The 21405-nt window shown below is 66.9% G+C and carries 11 protein-coding genes; 10 read left to right on the forward strand and 1 reads right to left on the reverse strand.

Going from position 1 to position 21405, the window contains the following annotated elements:
• Positions 1–118: 118 nt before the first annotated feature.
• The 10 genes from ACFOMH_RS08195 to ACFOMH_RS08240 all read left to right on the forward strand — a co-directional run bounded on the left by ACFOMH_RS08195 (position 119) and on the right by ACFOMH_RS08240 (position 18178).
• On the forward strand, positions 119–6382 hold the full coding sequence (locus ACFOMH_RS08195; RefSeq protein WP_377743819.1) for a type I polyketide synthase: 6264 nt from the start codon (positions 119–121) through the stop codon (positions 6380–6382).
• Between the two features lies 1 nt (position 6383).
• Positions 6384–10502: a non-ribosomal peptide synthetase gene (locus tag ACFOMH_RS08200; RefSeq protein ID WP_377743820.1), complete on the forward strand. Its 4119-nt coding sequence runs from the start codon at positions 6384–6386 to the stop codon at positions 10500–10502.
• 105 nt (positions 10503–10607) lie between these two features.
• Positions 10608–11504: an SGNH/GDSL hydrolase family protein gene (locus ACFOMH_RS08205; protein ID WP_377743821.1), complete on the forward strand. Its 897-nt coding sequence runs from the start codon at positions 10608–10610 to the stop codon at positions 11502–11504.
• Position 11505: 1 nt separating this feature from the next.
• Positions 11506–12228 (forward strand): outer membrane protein, encoded by a 723-nt coding sequence (locus ACFOMH_RS08210; RefSeq protein ID WP_377743823.1) that lies wholly within the window; start codon positions 11506–11508, stop codon positions 12226–12228.
• Between the two features lie 14 nt (positions 12229–12242).
• Positions 12243–13070, forward strand: a complete 828-nt coding sequence (locus ACFOMH_RS08215; RefSeq protein WP_377743825.1) for an MBL fold metallo-hydrolase — start codon at positions 12243–12245, stop codon at positions 13068–13070.
• A complete protein-coding gene (locus ACFOMH_RS08220; RefSeq protein ID WP_377743827.1) occupies positions 13067–14374 on the forward strand; it encodes a serine hydrolase domain-containing protein in 1308 nt (435 codons plus the stop codon). The genes ACFOMH_RS08215 and ACFOMH_RS08220 overlap by 4 nt, the downstream gene beginning before the upstream one ends.
• The gene (locus ACFOMH_RS08225; RefSeq protein ID WP_377743829.1) at positions 14367–16115 is read left to right on the forward strand and encodes an AMP-binding protein; all 1749 of its coding nucleotides are present in this window, start codon (positions 14367–14369) and stop codon (positions 16113–16115) included. The genes ACFOMH_RS08220 and ACFOMH_RS08225 overlap by 8 nt, the downstream gene beginning before the upstream one ends.
• Positions 16116–16278: 163 nt before the next feature.
• The gene (locus tag ACFOMH_RS08230) at positions 16279–16878 is read left to right on the forward strand and encodes a hypothetical protein (protein WP_377743831.1); all 600 of its coding nucleotides are present in this window, start codon (positions 16279–16281) and stop codon (positions 16876–16878) included.
• Positions 16879–16940: 62 nt separating this feature from the next.
• A complete protein-coding gene (locus tag ACFOMH_RS08235) occupies positions 16941–17636 on the forward strand; it encodes a cytochrome c biogenesis CcdA family protein (RefSeq protein ID WP_377743832.1) in 696 nt (231 codons plus the stop codon).
• Positions 17637–17656: 20 nt separating this feature from the next.
• Positions 17657–18178 (forward strand): redoxin family protein, encoded by a 522-nt coding sequence (locus ACFOMH_RS08240; protein ID WP_377743833.1) that lies wholly within the window; start codon positions 17657–17659, stop codon positions 18176–18178.
• Between the two features lie 153 nt (positions 18179–18331).
• On the opposite strand, the gene ACFOMH_RS08245 is transcribed toward ACFOMH_RS08240, so the two are convergent.
• The gene (locus ACFOMH_RS08245; RefSeq protein WP_377743834.1) at positions 18332–20938 is read right to left on the reverse strand and encodes an excinuclease ABC subunit A; all 2607 of its coding nucleotides are present in this window, start codon (positions 20936–20938) and stop codon (positions 18332–18334) included.
• Between the last annotated feature and the right edge of the window lie 467 nt (positions 20939–21405).

Here is a 21405-nt window from a genome sequence, read left to right on the forward strand (position 1 = left end):
GCCGGCATGCACGTCCGCGCCGCCCGGTTCTGAACTGCCCAAAATGACCAAAGGCGACAGTTTGCGGTCGTCAACTGTTCCGCACGGCTTGTGAATACATAAATTTAGTAGGTTCGATATGAGAGATATCTATGGTGCCCGGTGCGACCGGGAGGATGCTGCCTGCCCGGATCACGACCATGACGAGGCGCTTGCAATTGTCGGCATGGGATGCCGTCTGCCCGGTGGCGTCACCAATCTGGACCAGTTCTGGCAGCTGATGGCTGAAGGGCGCGACGGCATTGTCGAGATCCCCCCGGACCGGCTGAACCTTCAGAAATTCTATGATGCCCGCGCCGATGCCCCCGGCAAGATCTATGTCCGCCACGGCGGCTTTCTGGATCAGCCCATCGACAGCTTTGACGCCGAATTCTTTGGCATGTCCCCGCGCGAGGCCGCCTATCTGGACCCCCAGCAGCGCCTGTTGCTAGAGGTCGCGCATGAGGCGCTTGAGGATGCCGGCATCCCGACCGACAGCATCGCCGGCAGCAATACGGGCGTTTTCGTCGGCGGCTTCATGGTCGACGGCATGCTTACACAGTTCAGCCCGCTGGGCCGCGCCCAGATCGGCCAGCACACCGCCGTCAGCTCGACCCTGACGATCCTGTCGAACCGGCTGTCCTATCTTTTGGACCTGCATGGGCCAAGCTTCACCCTGGACACGGCCTGCTCGTCCTCGCTCGTGGCGATGCATCAGGCCTGTCAGGCCATTCGCGGCGGGGAATGCGACCTGGCGCTGGTCGGCGGGGTCAACGTGATCTTTCGCCCCGAAACGCTGATCGCGATGTGCAAGGGCGGCTTTCTGTCCCGTGACGGGCGGTCGAAAAGCTTTGACGCCCGCGCCGACGGCTATGGCCGGGGCGAGGGGGCCGGCGTCGTCGTGATCAAGCGGCTGAGCGCCGCGCTGGCCGATGGCGACCGCATCCATGCCGTGATCCGCGGCAGCGGCGTCAATCAGGACGGCCGCACCGATGGCATCACCGTCCCCAATGGCGAGGCGCAGGCCCAGCTGATCCGACAGGTCTGTGCGCGGTTCGATTGCGACCCGGGCAGCGTCACCTATGTCGAGGCGCATGGCACCGGCACCGCCATCGGCGATCCGATCGAATTGGGGGCACTTGCCTCGGTCTTTGGCGGGGCGGGGCGGGAACGGCCCTGTCTTGTCGGCTCGGTCAAGGCCAATATCGGCCATCTCGAAGCCGCCGCCGGCATCGCCGCCGTCATCAAGACCGCGCTTTGCCTTGAACGCGGGCAGGTGCCCCCGGTCGCCAATCTGGACAAGGTGAACCCGGCGCTGCGGCTGGCGGAATGGGGGCTGGACCTGCCGCGCGGGCTGACCGAATTGCCGCCGGCGGCCAAGGGGCTGCCGGGTCGGGCGGCGATCAATTCCTTTGGCTATGGCGGCACCAATGCGCATGTGATCCTTGAACCCGTGGCCGAGCATGGCGGGCTTTCGGATGCTCCCGACGCGGCGGGGGACGCGGCACAGGACGCGCCCGCACGCGCGCAGCTTTTGCTGATCTCGGCCCGTTCGGCGGCGGCGCTGCGGGCTTTGGCCGGGCGTTTCCTCGAGCGGTTGCAGGGGCTGGATGCGGCGGGCTTTGCCGATCTGTGCTATTCGGCGGCGCTGCGCCGCAATGCCTATGAACACCGCATTGCCGTTCTGGCCGTGGATGCGGCATCGGCATCGGCGGTGCTGCGCGACTATCTGGACGGGCGCGCCAATCCCGACCTGATCGAGGGCACGGCCGATCACAAGGGCGCGGCGCCGGTCCTCGTCTTTAGCGGCATGGGCCCGCAATGGTGGGGCATGGGCCGCGAGCTGATGGCGACGCAGCCGGTCTTTCGTGACTTTGCCCAAGAGGTGGACCGCATCTTTGCGCCCTTGGCCGGCTGGTCCATCCTCGATGAGATGGCGCGCCCCGAGGATCAGTCCAGCGTCACCTGCACCCATGTCGCGCAGCCGGCGAATTTCGTCCTGCAAGCGGGGCTTTTCAAGCTGTTGCAAAGCTGGGGCGTCGATCCCGGCGTGTTGATCGGCCACAGCGTCGGCGAGGTCAGCGCAGCTTATGCCGCAGGTGTGCTCAGCCTTGAGGATGCGGTCCGCGTCTCGTGGCTGCGCAGCAAGTTGCAGGCCACGACCGCCGGCACCGGCGGCATGCTGGCCGTGGGCTTGGGGGCGGCCGATATTCTGCCCTATCTCGACGGGTATCACGATCTGGTTTCGGTCGGGGCCGACAATGCGCCGCGCACCATCACCCTTGCCGGGGATGAGGCGGCGCTGGACGCGATTGCCGAAAAGCTGACGGCGGATGGCATCTTCAACCGCCGTTTGCAGGTCGAGACCGCCTATCACAGCCCGATCATGGATCCGCTTCTTGAGCCGCTGGAGCGGGGGCTTGCCGGCATCACCCCCCGGCCGGCAGAGCTGCCGCTTTATTCGACCGTCACCTCGTATCCGGTGGCCGAAGGCGATTACGGCGCCGCCTATTGGTGCCGCAATGTCCGCGACAGCGTGCGCTTTTACGAAGCCGTGCAGGAAATCGTCAATGACGGCTTTGACTGCTTCCTTGAGGTGGGGCCGCATCCGGTCCTGTCCTCGGCGCTGCGCGAATGCCTGCTCGATGCCAATGTCGAGGGCGTTCTGGCCGCCAGCCTGCGCCGCGAACAGCCCGAAATTCAACAGATCCTGCGCGGCATCGCGGCGCTGCATGTGCGCGGCGTGGCCATCGACTGGCAGCGGTTCCATGCCGGGCGCGGCAATCGTTTCGTGACGCTTCCGGGATATCCCTGGCAGCGCCACCAGCTCTGGAACGAAAGCGACGCCGCCCGCGACGACCGTCTGGGCACGCCGGACGAGGCGCGCCTGCTGGGCCGGCGCATGGCGATCCCGCAACCCATGTGGCGACAGGATTTCAACCGCAACCGCCTGGCCTGGGTGCTGGACCATCAGGTCGAAGGCAGCGTCGTCATGCCCGGTGCCGCCTATTGCGAAATCGCGCTGCAACTGGCTGCCGAACTGGCGGGCGATGGCGCGGGTCATGACGGGGATAATGGTGGGGGGGCGCTGCGCCTGACCGGGCTGAAATTCGATCAGGCGATGTTGCTGGACCCCAATGACGAGCCGGCGCTGATCACCACATGGGATCCCGAAACGCGCGGCTTCGCCATCCACAGCGCCGGCGCGTCCGGCGACTGGACCCGCCATGCCGAAGGGCGCGTCTCGGATCTGGCGGTGCCGCAGCCGGCGGCTGTCGATCTTGATGCACTGCGCGGGCGCTGCGACCATGACGTCACGCCGGCCGCGCATTATGCGGCGATGACCGCGCGCGAGCTGCAATACGGCCCCGCCTTCCAGGGGGTGACGACGCTTTCGACCCCCGCCACCGGCGGCGAGGTTCTGGCCCGGATCGTGGCCCCCGAGGGGGTCGATGCCGGCGCCTTCATCCTGCATCCGGCCTTGCTTGACGCCTGTTTTCAGGCGCTGATCTCGGCCCTGCCGGATGAGGGCGGGCGTCCGGCGGCCTATGTGCCGGTGCGGATCGAGGAAATCCTGCATCACCATCCGGTCGGCGCCGAATTTCTGTGCCATGGCCGGCTGACCGCGCGCGATGGCGTCGGGATGGTGGCGGATCTGTCGATCCTTGCGCCCGATGGCCGGGTTCTGGCCGGTTTTCACGGCATCAGCGCCCGCCGGCTGGGCGCGGATGATGCGGACCTGCCCGAGGGCGTCGATGTCGACGCGCTGCTGGACCGGTTCGAATGCGTGGCCCAGACCCTGGATCAGGACGACCGGCGGGCCGATCCGGTGCCGCTTGCGCCGATGGCGATCCTGTCGCAGGGCGGCGATCTGGCCTCGGCTTTGGCCGAGGGGCTGACGGCGCGGGGCCATGACGTGCGGCTGTTCGGGGCGGGCGCGTTCCGGTTCGATCCCGCCTTCCGCCAGATCGTCGATCTGCGCGGGCTGGACCCGGCCGACGACCCGCAGGATCCGACCGGACAGGCGCGGGCCGAGGCCAGTCTGGACCTGCTGCACATGATCGCCCAGGACGGGGTGCGGCGCTGTGTGACCACGATCGTCCGGCATGCGGATAACGCGCCGCAATCGGCGGCCCTGACTTCCGCCGCTCAGCTTGGCCTGTTGCGGGTCGCGGCGAACGAATACGCGGATCTGGACCTGCGAATGGTGCAGATCGGTGGCGATGAGGTGCTGCCGGCGCTGCTGGACGAGCTGACATCCGACAGCGACGAGGACGATATCGTCCTGATCCCGGATCAGCGTCTGGTGCGCCGTCTGGTGGCGGTGCCCCATGGCCGGTTGGCCCAGGAGGCGGCGGCCCGTCGCCCGACCGGCCCCCTGGCCGAGGAAGAGGCCGAGATCGAGCTTTTGCTGGCCGGGGCCGAGGCGCCCTTTGACGTGCTGGGGCGCGTGACCTCGGGGGCGCGGGCGGGCCGGCTGGTGCTGACCCAGCTGCCCGAGGGCATGTTGCCACAGCGGTTCCTGCGCCGGCCGGTGGCCAGTCTGCTGGACCTGCCGGGGGATCTGGACTGGGCCGGGGACCGGCTCTTGCCGCTGCTGCCGCTGGCGATGGCGCATGCCATTCTGCGGCTGGCGGGGCTTGCCCAGGGCGACCGGCTGGCCGTCTGTGTGGGCGATGCGCGCATGGCCGGGGCGCTGGTCGCGGTTGCGGCCATGATCGGCGCCGAGACGGTCCAGATCGCCGGTCCGGGCGATCTGCGGGGCGCGGCCCGGCGTTTCGATGCGATCTGTCTTGATCGCGACGACGAGCTGGCCGAAATCCTCATGCGCCGGCTGGTCGATCTTGGCTCGGTCATCCATGTGGGTGGCGGTGCCGGGCGCATGGTGCAATCGCTGCAAAACGACCGTCGCGACCTTTTTGTCACCGCGCCGGGGATGCTGAGCCGGGCGCCGGCCCGCATCGGCGCCAGCCTGACCGAGGTGATCGCCGCGATCAGGGCCGGCACGCTGAGCCCGGCGCCCGCCGCGGATACCGCACGGCGCTTTGCCCATGATCAGCCCGAAACCCAGCGCGCGGTGGCGCTGTCGGCGTCGGTGGCGGCGCCGGTGATATCGGCACAGGGCGCCTATCTGGTGACCGGGGGTCTGGGCGGTTTCGGCTTTGAAATCGCCAAATGGCTGGCGCGGCGCGGGGCGGGGCATGTCATCCTTGCCAGTCGTCGCGGGCTTGAGACCGAGCGCGCCGGTGAAATGCTGGCCGAGCTGCGCGCCCTTGGCTGCGGGGCGACCGCGATGGCGCTGGATGTCGGCGATGCCGGGTCCGTCGCCGTTGCGATGCGCCTGATCGCCGATCTGGACCTGCCGCTGCGGGGCGTGTTCCATGCCGCGGGCGTTCTGGACGATGCGCCGGTCTATCTGTTGCAGCCCGATCAGCTTGCGCGGGTGATGCAGCCCAAGGCGCTGGGCGCGTGGCACCTGCATCAGGCCACGCAGGGGCTGGATCTGGATTGTTTCGTGGTGATTTCGTCCATCGCGGCGCTGCTGGGCAGCCCGGGACAGGGCGCCTATGTCGCCGCCAACAGCTTTCTGGATGCGTTGGTCCAGCATCGGCGAAACCTTGGCCTGCCGGGGATCGGCATCAATCTTGGCGCGCTGGCCGAGGTCGGCATGGCCGCCCGCCATGAGGGTGTCGAGCGCCATTTCCAGCGCGTCGGTGTCGGTTCGCTGAACCCGGTCGAGGCGATCGGGATGCTGGATTACATCCTGCGTCAGAACCCGGTGAACATGGCCGCCGCGCGCATGGATTGGGGGCTTTGGGGCGGTACTTACGCGAAATGGGCGGCCTCGCCGCGCTATCGCCACCTGATGCCCGAACTTGCGGCCGAGGCCGGGGGCGGGGCCGGCGCTTCGCTTGCAAGCCTGTCGCCCGAGGCGCGGGCCGAGCGGGTCGCCACCTGCCTGAGCGATCTGGTCGCGGGTATCCTGCGGCTGCCGCCGGACGGGGTCGATCCCGGCAAGTCGCTTCTGGCGATGGGGGTGGATTCGCTCATGGCCATGGAATTGCAGGCCGGCATCGACCGCCAGCTTGGCCTGCGCATCCCGACGCTTGAGCTGATGAAGGGGGTCGCGCTTCGGGCCTTGGCCGCCAATATCGCCGACCGGATCGGGGCCAGCGCCGCAGATGCGGCGACCGCCCCCCGGACCGGGTCCCCACAGCCCGCAAGCCCGCCTGCCGCGCCCGCAGAGCCCGCGATCCCGGTCGCGCGCGATGTCGGTGAGCTGCTGTCGCGGCTGGACAGCCTGTCGCCGGCCGAGGTCGAACAGGCACTGGCCGAATTCGCCCTGCTTGAGGAGAGCAAGTAAGATGAACGTCACGGCTCATATCCGGCAAGATGCCGACCCGCAGGAACGCAGGCGCCAGCTGGCGCAGCTTTTGGCCGCGCGGGGCGCGCGGCAGATCAGCGAACATCCCGTTTCGCGCGGGCAGCAGGCGCTTTGGTTCCTGCATGAGGCGGCGCCCGAAAGCCCGGCCTATACGGTGGTCTGCGCGCTGCGCCTGCGCGGCGCGCTGGACGAACCGGCCCTGCGGCGTGCCTTGCAGCGCATTGTCGACCGCCATCAGCAATTGCGCGCCGGCTTTCACATGCAGGCCGACGGCCAGCTGATCCAGCGCATCCATGGCTGGCGCGAGGTGGCCTTGCCCCGGACGCAACTGCCCCCGATGCCCGCGCCCGAGCTTGAGCGCGTGCTGATGCAGGCGGTCGCGCGGCCCTTTGACCTGGCACAGGGGCCGTTGTTCCGGCCCGAGCTGTTCCAGATCGGGCCACAGGAACACATCCTGTTGCTGTCGGTCCATCACATCGTCTTTGACGGCTGGTCGCTGTGGCTGGTCATGGACGAATTGCGTCAGGCCTATGCCGCCGAGGCCGAGGGCCGCGACACCGGCTGGTCGCCGCTGCCGATGAGCTATGTCGACCACCTGACCGCGCAAGAGGCGATGATCGCCAGCGATGATGCCGATGCCGCGCTGGCCTTCTGGCGCGACCGGCTGGCCGGGGCGCAGGGGGTGCTGGACCTGCCTCTGGACGCGCCGCGCCCGCCCTTGCGCGCGGTGCGGGGCGAAAGCCTGCGCCTTGCGCTGCCGCCGGCGCTGTCGCAATCGCTGGGCGGGTTGGCGCGCAGCCTTGGCGTCACGAGCTTTTCGCTGCTTCTGGGGGCGTGGCAGATCCTTCTGGCGCGCTGGTCGGGGCAGGACACGGTGCCGGTCGGCACCCGCTCGGCCGGGCGCGGCGATCCGCGTGCGGCCGGCGTGGTCGGCTATTTCGTCAATCCGGTGGTGGTGGTCGGCCATGTCGACCGCGCCATGCGCGCCAGCGATTATCTGCGCGCCACCCATGCCGAGGTGCTGGAGGCGTTGGCCCATGACGCGCTGCCGTTCCCGACGCTCGTCGAACGCTTGCAGGTGCCGCGCGATCCCAGCACGACACCGCTGTTTCAGGCCTCTTTCGTGCTGCAAAAGGCGCAGCGCGGCGGCGGTGCCATGGAGATGATGGCCGGGGCGGCCGACTGGGCCGGGCTTGGGGTCGAGTTCGTCGACCTGCCCCAGCAGGCCGGTCAGTTCGATCTGGATCTGGACATGTTCGAGGTGGGCGACAGCCTGCGCGGCGTGTTGAAATATGACGCGGCGCTGTTTCATCCCGACAGCATCGCCCGGCTGGCCGAAAGCTTTGCCACCCTGCTGGCGGCGCTGGTCGAGGATTGCGACCGCCCGATCGACGATCTGCCGATCGTCGGCGCGGCCTCGCTGGAACAGATCGCGCGGTTCAGCGCCCCGGTGGCCGAGGCGATCCCGGCGACCGAATGCGTGCATGAGGTGTTCGAGCGTCAGGTTCGCGCCACCCCCGATGCCACGGCCCTGATCTGTGACGGGCGGGTGCTCAGCTATGATGCGCTGAACCGGCGGGCGAACCGGCTGGCGCATCGGCTGATCGCCGAGGGCGTGCGGCCCGGCGATCTGGTCGGGCTGTGTTCGGACCGGGATTTCGACATCATGGTCGGCATTCTGGGCATCCTGAAGGCGGGGGCGGGCTATCTGCCGCTGGACCCGGCTTTGCCCGAAGAGCGGGTGAATTACATCATCGGCGACAGCCGGGCCGCCGTGATCGTCCATCAGGATGCCCAACGCGCGGTGGTGGCAAATGCCGGTGCGCGGCTGATCGCGTTGGTGGATGGCCAATGCCCCGGCGACTGGGCCGAGACCGATCCCCATGGGCTGGCCGATCTGGATGGCCGGATCTACGTCATGTACACCTCGGGGACGACGGGCCGGCCCAAGGGGGTGCAGCTGACGCATCGCAATGTGGCGCGGCTGTTTCTGAACACCGCGCATTGGTACCGCTTTGGTGCCGATGATGTCTGGTGCCTGTTCCATTCATTCGCTTTTGACGTGTCCGTCTGGGAAATGTGGGGGGCGCTGTGTTATGGCGGGCGGCTGGTCATCGTGCCCTATCTGGTGTCGCGTTCGCCGGCGCTGTTCGTGGATCTTGTCCGCGATCAGGGGGTGACGATCCTCAATCAAAGCCCCTCGGCCTTCAAGCTGTTCGTCGCCGAAGAGGGGGCGCGCCCGGTGCCCGAACGCTTTGCCATGCGCGCCATCGTCTTTGCCGGCGAGGCGTTGGACCTGCAAAGCCTGCGGCCCTGGGCCGCGCGGCATGGCGATGAGATGCCGCTGATCGTGAACATGTACGGGATCACCGAAACCACGGTCCATGCGTCGTATCGGGTGACGCGCAAGGCCGATCTGGAACGCGCGCGCAGCCAGATCGGCGTCGCGATCCCGGATCTGCGGCTGGATCTTCTGGATCACCGGCTGCGGCCGGTGCCCATCGGCGCCACCGGCGAAATCCATGTCAGCGGGCCGGGCCTGTCGCTGGGCTATCTGGGCCGGCCGGAGCTGACGTCCGAGAAATTCGTCACCGGACCGGACGGGGTGCTCTATTACAAGTCCAGCGATCTGGCCCGTTATACCCCCGATGGCGACATCGAATATCTTGGCCGCAACGACAAGCAGGTCAAGATCCGCGGCTTTCGCATCGAGCTGGGCGAGATCGAGGGCGCGCTGTGCCGCCACCCCGATGTGCAAAGCGCCATCGCCGTCACCCAGGACCATCCCGGTCAGGGCCGCCGCATCGTCGCCTATGTGGTGATGCGTGCGGGGGCCATGGATGAACGCGCGCTGCGCGCCCATCTGGCGCAGGCGCTGCCCGATTACATGATGCCGGCGGTGTTCATGGAAATCGACGACATCCCGCTTACCGGGAATGGCAAGCTGAACCACGCGCTGTTGCCCGAACCGGTCCTGCACCGTGACGAGGCCGAGGCGATGACCCCGCCCCGCAACCCGGCCGAGGCGCGTCTGGCCGCGATCTGGGAACGGGTGCTGGGCGTCGCACCCATCGGCATGCGGGACGATTTCTTCCGGCTGGGCGGGCATTCGCTGCTGGCGGTGCATCTCATGTCAGAAATCGGCGCGGCCTTCGGGCAGAAGCTGCCGACCGCGATCCTGTTCCGCAACCCGACCATCGAACAGATGGCCGAACATCTGGGCGCGGACACCGCCGCGCCATGGTCGCCGGTCGTGCCGATGAATGCGGGGGCGGACAGCCTGCCGGCGCTGTTCTGCGTCGCGGGCGGTGGCGGCAATACGCTTTATTATCAGGGTGTCGCATCCGGCCTGTCCGACAGGCTGCGCTTTTACGGGCTGCAATTGCGCGGCACCGACGGCCAGCACGCGCCCCATGACAGCGTCGAGGGCGCGGCCCGCGACATGGTCGCCGCCATCCGTCAGGTCCAGCCGCAGGGGCCCTATATGCTGGCCGGGCATTGCTTCGGTGCGCTGGTCGCCTATGAGACCGCGCGCCTGCTTGAGGCCGGCGGCGACACCGTGGCCCATGTCGTGGTCATGGACGCACCCGCGCCGCTTGCGCGCGGTGCGGGCCTGAACGTGATCGAGGACGCGGCCCCCGACGATGCCGACTGGCTGGCTGCGGTCGCGGGTGTGCTGGCCGCCAGCGCCGAAACCGTGCTGGTGCTGGATGCCGCCGAAATCCGCGCCGCGGGTGACGGGCTGTCGCTTGCCGCCGAACGGCTGGCGGGGGCCGGGCTTTTGCCGGCGGCGGCGGCGCGCGATCTGCTGGGCGGCTTTGTCAGCGTGTTCAAGGCCAATTCCCGGGCCCGTTTTCAGGCCGATCAGGCGATTGCCGCGCCGATTTCGCTGATCCGGGCCGGCGAGGCGCATCCCGATTACGACTATTCCGCCGCCGAGGATGACCCGGACGGCGCAAGCTCCAGCCTTGGCTGGCGCGCGCTTTCGCAAGCCCGGGGCGCGGTGCATCAGGTCGCGGGCAATCACCTGACCATGCTGTCGCCCAAAAACAGCGGGGCGGTCGCCCGCCGCCTTGCCGCCATCCTTGAACTGGACTGACCTTGAACTGGGCTGACCTTGAACTGGGCTGACGCGCCCATGGCGCGCGGTCCGCACCCCAAGATTCCTTATTCCACCACGCCAAATCCACGGAGTTAATTCAAGATGTTGAAACGTATACTTGTCCCCGCCCTGCTGGCCGGAACGATCATGGGCGCGGGATTTGCCCGGGCAGAAGGCTTTTCGCAGATGGTGGCCTTTAGCGGCGCGCTGTCCGATACCGGCAATTTCAACGCCGAGCTGGGACAGGACCGGCCGGCGCCGTTCTACAAGAACCGCTCGACCAACGGGCCGGTCGCGGTCGAGGAACTGGCCCGCTGGCTGGGCCAATCGGCGGAACCTTCGATGCATCTGACCTCGGACACGGGGGGCACGAATTTTGCGGTGGCCGATGCGCTGGCGGGCGGGCATGGCCCCCATGATCTGCCCGCGCAGGTCGATGCGCATCTGGCCCGCAATGGCGGCAAGGCCGATCCCAAGGCGCTGTATTTCGTCTTTATCGGCGGCAATGACGTCATCAAGGCGGTGCAGGAAATGGACAATGCCACCGCCGAAAAGACCCTGTCGGACGCCGTCGCGGGCATCGAGACCCAGATCAAGCGTCTGGTCGATGCGGGCGCGGTGACCATCTATGCCCCCGATTTCATCGATGTCGGCAAATCGCCCGCCGTTCTGGCCTTTGGCCCCGAGGCGGCGGCCCGTTCGACCATGCTGTCCGAGGCTTATAACGAACAGTTCGACGCCATGCTGGACCGCATCGACGACGGCTCGTTCACCCTGATCCGCTGGAGTTTCGACGATTTCGTCAAGGATCTGCTGGCCGAGGGCGGGCGTTTCGGCCTGACCAATGCCACGCAGGCCTGTCTGGATGTCAAACCCGAGGAATGCGACGTGGACAGCTTTGTCTATCTGACCGGCGAATACCCGACCGCGCGCGTCCACCAGATGCTGGGCTCGGCCATGGCGCTGTCGCTGCTCGACCGCCCGCAGGCGGAGAACTGAGATGGGGCGCATATCCAGCCTTGCCGCGCTGACCGTCTTTGCAGCCGCCCTTGGGGCGGCTGCGGGGACCGCCTCGGCCGAGACCGGCCCCTATGTCGCCATCGCGCTGTCCTATGCCCATATCGAGGACGCCGATATCGACGGCATCGACACCGATTTCGGCCGCCAGCCGGGGGGGTATATCTCGACCGATGACGGATATGGGGTGAACCTTGCCATCGGCTATGATTTCGCCAGCAACTGGCGCGCCGAGGTCGAGCTGAACTATCGCCGCGCCGATTTCAAGCGCGCCACCGCAGGCGCCCTGACCGATGCCACCACCGATGGCAGCTATCGCCAGTCGGCGCTTTTCGCCAATCTTTACTATGACTTCGACACGCTGCAATCGGGGACCTTTGCCGGGATCACCCCCTATGTCGGCGCGGGTCTGGGCTGGGCGCATATCAAATGGTCCGATTCCCATACCTACAACGCGGTCGAACGCGTCGGCCATGACAGCAGCGACAACACCACCGCCGCGCAGATCATGCTGGGCTTTTCCTATGCCATACCCGAGGCCGAGGGCCTGCAGATCACCGCCGAGCTGCGTCACACCCGCCTGCTGGGCGATCTGACCTTCAAGGGGCGGGTGCTGGAATCGCGCTTTGGCAGCTTTCCGATCAGCACCGATGTGTCCGACAAGGGCCGGACCGAAATCAATATCGGCCTGCGGCGCAGCTTTTGATGCCGGGGCAGGTGATGAACATGTTCACGCTTGAACCCGAACCGGTGCGGGACCGTCCCATCCGCATCGATGCGCGGATCCAGCGGGTGGTGGCGCCGAATGCCGGCGCCATGACCTATCACGGCACCAACAGCTATGTGGTCGCGACCGATCAGGGGGCGGTGGTCATCGACCCCGGCCCCGACGATGCGGCGCATCTGGACCTGCTGGCCGGGACGGCCGGCGGGGCGGTGGCGATGATCCTGTTGACCCATGATCACCGCGACCATGCGGCGGGTGTCGCCGGGCTGGTCCGGCGCACGGGCGCGCCCGTCGCCTCGGCGCGGGCCGTGGGGGCGCAGCCTCTGGGCCATGCGGTGGCGCGCCAGCTTGCGGATGGCGAGGTGGTCGCCGGGCTCGAGGTGATCGCCACGCCCGGCCATGCGCCCGATCATCTGTGTTTCCGGCTGAACGAGACGATCTTTACCGGCGACCATGTTCTGGGCTGGTCGCCGACATCGGTGCTGGCGCCGGAAGGTTGCGCCGGGGCCTATCGCGACAGTCTGGCGCGGCTGGCCGGGGTCCGGTCGCGGCTGTTTCTGCCCGGCCATGGCCCGCAGGTGCGCAATACCCGCCGTTTCGTCGAGTTCCTGATGTCCCGCGCCGATGACCGCGAACGCGAGATCCGCGCCCTGATCGCCGAACGTCCCGCCGGCACCGATGACATCGTCGGCAGCCTTTACGCCAGCCTTGGCCCCGAGACGCGCTCGGTCGCGCTGCGCACGCTTGAGGCGCAGCTTTGCCAGCTTGAACGCAGCGGCCGCATCATCCGCGACGGCGCGAAATGGAGAAATCTGCAATGACCTGTCTTGTTCCCTCTGTTCCGGCCGCGCGGCTGGCCGATCCGTCGCGGCGCGGGCTGTTGCGCATGGCCGGGGCGGGGCTGGTGCTGGGGGCGCTGCCGGCGCTGCCCTTGCGCGCCGAGGATGTGCTGGACCGCGACGTCCTGAGCGCCCGCATGGCCGAATTCATGCGCCGCGAGATCGCGGCAGGCAGCCTGACCGGGGGTGTCCTGCGGATCGAAAAGGATGGCGAAACCGTGCTGGACGCGGCTTACGGCCATAGCGATGCCGCCGCCACGCGGGCGGCCGAGACGGGCGATCTGTTTCGCATCGCCTCGATGACCAAGCCGGTGGTCAGCGCCGCGATCATGGGCTTTGTCGAGGAAGGGCGCATCACGCTGGACGCGCCGATTGCGACCTATCTGCCGGAACTGGCCGATCTGAAGCTGGCCGGGCCCGACGGACAGGTCACGGTCCCGGCCCGTCAGCCACTGGTCTATGACCTTTTGCGCCATACCGGCGGCTTTACCTATAGCATGTTCGGCGCCGCCGATCCCGCCCTGCGCGAGGCGTATGGCAAGGCCGGGATCGAACAGATTCAGGCCGATATGCCCGCCGACGAGATGCTGCGCCGGCTGGCGCAGATCCCCCTGGCCTTTGAGCCGGGGACGCGGTTCGAATACAGCATCGGCATCGATCTTTTGGGGTTCATTCTGGAACGCGTCGCGGGCCAGCGGCTGGACGCGGTGCTGCGCGAACGCATTCTGGACCCGCTGGGCATGGATCAGACCGGCTTTGCGGTCGGCGATGCCGATCTGGCCCGGCTGGCGCAGGTGCCCGATACCGATCCGATGAAGCCGGTGATCGAGGGCTGGATGCGGGTCGAAAAGCCGCGCGGACAGGGCTATCTCAGCGGGGGCGGCGGCTTGGTGTCGACGGCGGCGGATTACATGCGCTTTTGCCGGATGGTTCTGAACGATGGCGCGCATGAGGGGCGGCGCGTGCTGTCGCCGGCCTCGCTGCGGCTGATGCTCAGCGATCATACCGCCGGGCTTGCGGGCAGCACGGCGCCCTTTACCGGCCCCGGCTATGGGTTCGGTCTTGGCTTTGCGGTGCGCCGCGCCGAGGGCGAGGCCTTTGTCGAAGGCAGCGCGGGCGATGCCAACTGGTCAGGGGTCAGCGGCACCACCTTCACGGTTGACCGGCGTGAAAATCTTGCCGCAATCTTGATGGCAGCCGCGCCCAGCCAGCGTAATCATTTGCGCTTTGCGTTCCGTAACATCACTTATGGCGCGCTGACCGAAACGGGGATCGACAATGGCTGACAACGTGCTTGATGCACTTCGGGGTGTGCCCAATCCAAAAGGGCGCGCCATTCGTTATCTGGATCTGGCGGAACTGGATTTCGCCGATGCGCAACCGGATTTCATCACCCATGCCGAATTGCAGGCCCGTGTCACCGCACTGGCCAATGCGTTCCGCGCGCTGGCCGGCCATGACGCCCCGGTGGTGACGATCCTTGCGCCGTCGACCATCGACGGGCTGGTCGCGCTTTTGGCGGCCGAGGTGGCGGGCGCGGCGCATCCGGTGAACTGGCTTCTGGATGCCGATGGCATCGCCGATTGCATGAACGCGGTCGGGGCGGATCTGGTGGTCACGCCCGGCGCGCGCCCGGGGCTGGACACGCATGACAAGCTGATGGCGGCGCTGCCGCGCGTGCCCAGCCTGCGCGGCGTCATCTCGACCGGCCGGGTGGGGCAGGGCGAGCATTCGCTGCGGGCGCTGATCGCCGGCCAGCCGGGCGACCGGCTGTTGGGGCGTGTGCCCGGACCCGATGATGTCGCGGCGCTGTTTCACACCGCCGCCACCACCGGCACCTCCAAGGTGGTTCCGCTGAGCCACGCCAACCTGCTGGCCGCCGCCGAAGGCATCGCCGAGGCCTGGCACATGGATGACGAGACGCGGATCGTGAACGCGCTGCCATTCTTTCACGTCGCGGGGGCGAACCTGTTGTCGCTCGGCCCCCTGTGCCGTGGCGGCGAGGTGCTGCTTTTGACCGAGGCCGGATTGCGCAATCCGGCCGTTCTGGCGCGGCACTGGCAGATCATCGAGGCGACTCGGCCGACCATCATCGGCGGTATCCCCAGCTCGCTCGTGGCGTTGCTGGACGTGCCGTTGAACGGCGCCGATATCAGCACGGTGCGGTTCTGCGCGACCGGGGGCGCGCCGATGCCCGCCGCCGCCGCCGCCGCGTTCGAGCGTCAGTTCGGCCTGCCTGTTCATACCATCTATGGCATGACCGAAACCGCCGGCCTAATCGCCACCGTCCGCTATGAGACCGTGCCCGAATATGGCACGGCCGGCCGCCTTGCGCCGGGCATCAAGGCCTGTGTGCGGCCGCTGGACGGGGGTGAGCTGACCGACGAGCCCGATGTCACCGGCATCATCTGCGTCAAGGGGCAACAGCTCTTTGGCGGCTATCTGGGTGCGGTCGAAACCGGCGCCAGCTTTCTGCCCGACGGCTGGCTGGAAACCGGCGATGTGGGCCATATCTCGGCCTTGGGGGCGGTGACGATTTCGGGGCGCGGCAATGACATCATCATCCGCTCGGGCAACAATATCGACCCCTCGGTGATCGAGACCGCCGCGAACCGCTTCCCCGGCGTGGCCGAATCCGCCGCCATCGCCATGCCCGACCGCTATGCCGGCGAGGTGCCGGCGCTTTATGTGGTGCCCCGCGCCGGCAAGACCGTGCGCCCCGACGAGCTTGAGCGGCATCTGCGCGCGCATCTTGCCGAACCCCATGCCCGGCCGGCGCATATCTTCGTGACCCCGGCCCTGCCGCTGACCGTGGTGGGCAAGCTGTCGCGTGTCGCGCTGCGCCGTCAGGCGGCGGCCGCCGCGATCCGCATGGCGTTGCAGGAACAGGGGCTGCAACCCGATCTGGAACTGGATCAGACCCCGGATGGCAAATTGCTGATCCGTACCGGCGATCGCACCTGCCTGTCGCAAGTGCAGGGCGTGGTTTCCTCGCTTGGTCTGCATGCAGAGGTCGCGGCCGCCTAAGGCCGCGATCACGCCCGTCGGCGGAACCTCGCCCGCCCGCAAGCCGTGACGACCGTTCACGACTTTCTGAAACTTCACATACTAGATAGATAGCAACGCAATATATAACGTTGCCATTCATAAGGGGGTGATTCTGCCCCATGACCCCAAGAAAGGACGCAAGATGAGAACGCTTATGACCACGGCCATTCTGTCCTTTGCCATGGCCCTGCCTGGACTTGCCGATCCGCGCCCCGTGCCGATCCGCGGCGAGGTGCAAAGCTATGCCCCCGGCGCGCTGAAGGTGGTTGCGCGTGACGGCAAGGCGCTGGACATCGTCACCCCCGAGAACCTTCAGATCGTCAGCATCCTGCCGCGCAAGGCGGGGGACATTCAGGTGGGCGATGCGGTGTCGACCACGGCGGTTCCCAATCAGACCGGCGGTCTGACCGCGCTTCAGGTGTCGATCCTGCCGGCCGCGCTGGCCGGCAAGAACGAAGGCCAGCGTCCCTGGGATGCCGCCCCCGACAGCGTGATGACCAATGCCCGTATCAGCGGCGTGGCCGCATCGACCGGCAATCAGCAGATCACCATGAATTACGGCGACAAGACCGTGACGATGGATGTGCCCGAAACCGTTCCGGTGGTGGCCTTCGGTCCCGGCGACGCGACCCTGCTGCAAGAGGGCGCGGACGTCTTTATCGTCGCCATGCTGGCCGATGATGGCAGTCTTTCGGCCGACCGCGTGATCGCCGAAACCAACGGCCTCAAGCCGCCGATGTAAGCGGCCCCGGGCATCACTCAGGGGCGTCGGTCACGGGCATTGGTCACGGAGGAATGGCGAATATGCCAGTCGATCTTGGATTTGCTTTTCTCGCGGGTCTTTTGACCATCGCGGCGCCCTGTATCCTGCCGATGCTGCCCATTCTTCTGGGCGCCTCGATCGGCCAGCGCTCGGCGCTTCGGCCGGTCTGGATCGTGCTGGGCTTTGTCATCAGCTTTTCGCTGGTCTCACTGGTCTTTAGCGCGGTGACCAGCCTGGTCGGGCTAAGCGCCTATGACCTGCGGCTGATCGCGGCGGCGGCCATCGCGCTGATGGGGATCGCGCTTTTGTGGCCCCATCCGTTCGAGGCCGCCATGTCCCGCCTGACCCGCCTGTTGCCCGAACAGGGCGCAGGTTCGGGCGGCGGCGCGGTGGCGGCGCTGGCGCTGGGGGCAAGCCTTGGGCTGGTCTGGGCGCCCTGCGCGGGGCCGGTGCTGGCCTCGATCCTGATCTTTGTGGCCACCAGTCCCGACTGGGGCAACAAGCTGGCGCTGCTTCTGGCCTATTCCGTGGGGGCTGGGGTGCCGATGCTGATCATCGCCTATGGCGGACAGATGGTGACGCGCCGCGTCCGGGCGCTGTCGCGCCATACGGTGGTCTTGCAACGTGTCTGTGGCGTTCTGGTGCTGGGGACGGCGGTGCTGATCGCGTCGGGTTACGATTCGCTGCTCATTGCCCGGATTTCGCAATTCTACCCCGAGGGCCGTGTCGGTCTGTAACCCAAAAAGGAGGCTTGGCCATGCCATTGCTGTCGCGACGGAATTTCCTGGCAACTGCGGCGGCGGGCTGTGCGATCCCGGCCCTGATCCGCCCGGCGCGGGCGGGGCGGGGCGATCCGGCCCCCGAATTCACCGGGCTTGCCAACTGGATCAACTCGCCCGAACTGACCATGGCCGGGCTGCGCGACAAGCTGGTGCTGGTCGATTTCTGGACCTTTGGCTGTTCGAACTGTGTCGCCACCTTGCCCTATCTGACGGCGTGGCATGACGAGCTTTCGCCCAAGGGCCTTGTGATCGTCGGGGTGCATACCCCCGAATTCCCCTTTGAGCGCGATCTGGACCAGTTGCAGCGCGCGGTCGGGCGTCACGGCATCAGCTATCCCGTGGCCCAGGACAACAGCTATGCGACCTGGCTGGCCTATGAGGTGCGCTATTGGCCGACCTCGGTCATCGTCGGGCGTGATGGCGTGGTCGTGAAATATCACGAGGGCGATCAGGGCATGGAGGCCCTGGGCGACGATCTGCGCGCGATGCTGGGCTAGGTGGGACCGAGCCGCGTCCCGGTCCGGGGCGCGAATAAGGCCATGTTTGGGGTGCGGATAGGGCGGTGGGGCGGCAATGGACAGGGGTTCCGGGAACCGGCCATTGACCGCCCCGCCGCCCGGCGCAAGTCGGACACGGGATCCGCGCAGGATCTAAAGCGCGGCTTTCAGATAGGTCGCGGTAAGGCTGTGGGGATTTTCCGCAACCTCGGCGGGCCTGCCCGCGGCGACGATCCGGCCGCCATCCTCGCCCGCACCGGGTCCAAGGTCGATCACCCAATCCGCCTGGGCGACGACGCGCATGTCATGTTCGACCACCACCACCGTATTGCCCGCATCTGCAAGGCTCTGAAGCTGTAGCATCAGGCGGTCGGCATCGGCGGGGTGCAGGCCCGAGGTCGGCTCGTCGAGAACATAAAGCGTGCTGCCGCGACCCGTGCGTTGCAATTCGGTCGCCAGCTTGATGCGCTGGGCCTCGCCGCCCGACAGTTCGGTGGCGGGTTGTCCAAGGCGCAGATAGCCAAGGCCGATTTCACGCAGAACGGTCAACGGGCGCAGGATCGACGGCTCGCCGGCAAAGAAAGAGCAGGCTTCGTCGACCGTCATGTCCAGCACCTGCGCGATATTGCGCCCCTGCCATTCGACCTCCAGCGTCTGATCGTTATAGCGGCTGCCGTGACAGGTGGAACAGGGGGCATAGACACTGGGCAGGAACAGCAGCTCGACCATCATGAAGCCTTCGCCCTCGCAGGTCGGGCAACGGCCCTGGGCAACGTTGAACGAAAAGCGGCCGGCCCCATAGCGGCGGCTGCGTGCCATCGGTGTCGCGGCAAAGAGCCGGCGCACATTGTCAAATAGGCCGGTATAGGTGGCGAGGTTCGAGCGCGGCGTGCGACCGATCGGCTTCTGATCGACCTGTACGATGCGCCGGATCTGATCCATGCCGCCGGCGATATGGCCCATGGTGATATCGGGACGCTCTTCCAGCAGCGGGTCGGCCTCGTCCGGTTCGGGCGCGGCAAGCGGACGGCCCAGTCGGGTGCCGACAAGATCGGGCAGGGCCTGGGCAACGAGGCTCGACTTGCCCGAGCCGGAAATCCCGGTCACGGCGGTAAGGCAGCCAATGGGGAACGCCACGTCCAGACCGCGCAGATTGTTCCGCGTGACCCCTTGCAGCTGTAACCAGCTTTCCGGGTGTCGCGCGGCTCTTTGACCCAAAGGCGCCGCGTCGAAAAGATAGCGGCGCGTCACAGAGGCATTGGCCCCGGCAAGCCCGGCGATGGGGCCGTTATAGATGATCTGGCCGCCGTTCGATCCCGCCCCCGGTCCGACATCGACCAGCCAGTCGGCCTGACGGATCAGGTCAAGGTCGTGCTCGACAACGAAAAGCGAATTTCCCGACGCCCGGAGCCGCTTGAGAATGGCCAGCAATGCCTCGCCATCCGCCGGGTGAAGGCCGGCCGAGGGCTCGTCCAGCACATAGACCACGCCAAAAAGCTGCGAGGAAAGCTGGGTCGCCAGCCGCAGCCGCTGCAACTCGCCCGATGACAGCGTCAGCGTGCCCCGGTCCAGCGCCAGATAACCAAGCCCAAGATCGATCAGCGGGGTCAGCCGGTCCAGCAGCTCGGCCGCGAGCCGTTGCGCCGCCAGCCGCTTTTCATCGGAAAGATTGGGGGTCCGTCTGATATCGGGCGAGGATTTATGCGCCGAACCCCCTGCCGCGACGCGCCGTGCGGTGGCCGCTTCGCGGGCGCTGTGATCAAGACTGTCGCCCGTCGTCCCGGCGTCGATTTCGCCCGCGGCGACGGGCCGCAACAGATCGCGCAGTTTCAACAGCGACAGATCGCCAAATTCCGCGATATCGAGGCCCGAAAACGTGACCGACAGCGCCTCGCGTTTAAGGCGCTTGCCGTGACAGGCGGGGCAATCGCTGGCGATGATATATTGCGACACGCGCTTTTTCATCAAGGCGCTGGCGGTATTCGCCAATGTTTCGAGCAGATAGCGCCGGGCGCCGGTAAAGGTGCCCTGATAGCCCGGCTCCAGCCGTCGTTTCACCGCGATGCGCGTCTGTTCGGGCGTCAGGCCCGGATAGACGGGGGCAGTCGGCGTCTCATCGGTAAACAGGATCCAGTCGCGGTCTTTCTGTGGCAGGTCGCGCCAGGGCGTGTCGACGTCATAGCCAAGCGATACCAGAATATCGCGCAGGTTCTGGCCATGCCAGGCCGGCGGCCATGAGGCGATGGCCCGCTCGCGGATGGTCAGCGAGGGGTCGGGCACCATGGTCTGTTCGGTGGCGTCGTAAACCCGCCCGATGCCATGGCAGGCAGGGCAGGCCCCGGCGACGGTATTGGGCGAAAAATCCTCGGCATAGAGCATGGGCTGCCCGGCAGGATATTCGCCGACCCGCGAATAGAGCATGCGCACAAGGCTGGACAGGGTTGTCAGACTGCCGACCGAGGACCGGGCGGTCGCGGGCCCGCGCTGCTGTTGCAAGGCGACGGCCGGGGGCAGGCCATCAATGGCGTCGACCTCGGGCACGCCGGCCTGATGGATCAGGCGCCGGGCATAGGGGGCGACCGATTCCAGATAGCGGCGCTGCGCCTCGGCATAAAGCGTGCCGAAAGCCAGCGACGACTTGCCCGAGCCGGAAATGCCGGTGAACACCACAAAGGCATCGCGCGGAATGTCGATATCGACATTCCTGAGATTGTTTTCCCGCGCGCCGCGGACGCTGACGCAGCCGGAAGGTTTCTGCATATCGCGATCATCCGCCGCGATCTGTGAAACGGGAATAGCAGTCATATGAATGACCCTTTGGAAAGGTTTGCTCGGTCGTGATTCTTTGGCATTGTCCGCCGTCTTTCGACGGTGGTTAAGACGGATCCGGCGCTGCGGCTGGCTTGACGCCAATGCCCGGGGGTCACGATCTTCTATATACTAGAGGGGAGTATATCGGAGGTGGCCGTCGCGATGTCAAGATCGGCTTGGCACAGACCATGCATCCTTAATGCTGGGAATTATTTAAGAGTTTGGTATAAAACGGAAATCTTAGCTCGAAAGGTTTGCACTATGGCCGGACAGGCGCGCCGGGGCATGACCTTTGATGCGGTTCATGATCTTCCTTGGTCGGTGATCGGGCCGCCCCGCGTTCTGGCACGGCCTGCTTTCCTGATAGCGAGCCGCACCTTGCCATCATCCCGGAGGCCGCTCTGTCGGGCGCCTTA

It is taken from the genome of Paracoccus mangrovi, assembly GCF_042648425.1.
Classification (GTDB): Bacteria; Pseudomonadota; Alphaproteobacteria; order Rhodobacterales; family Rhodobacteraceae; genus Paracoccus; species Paracoccus mangrovi.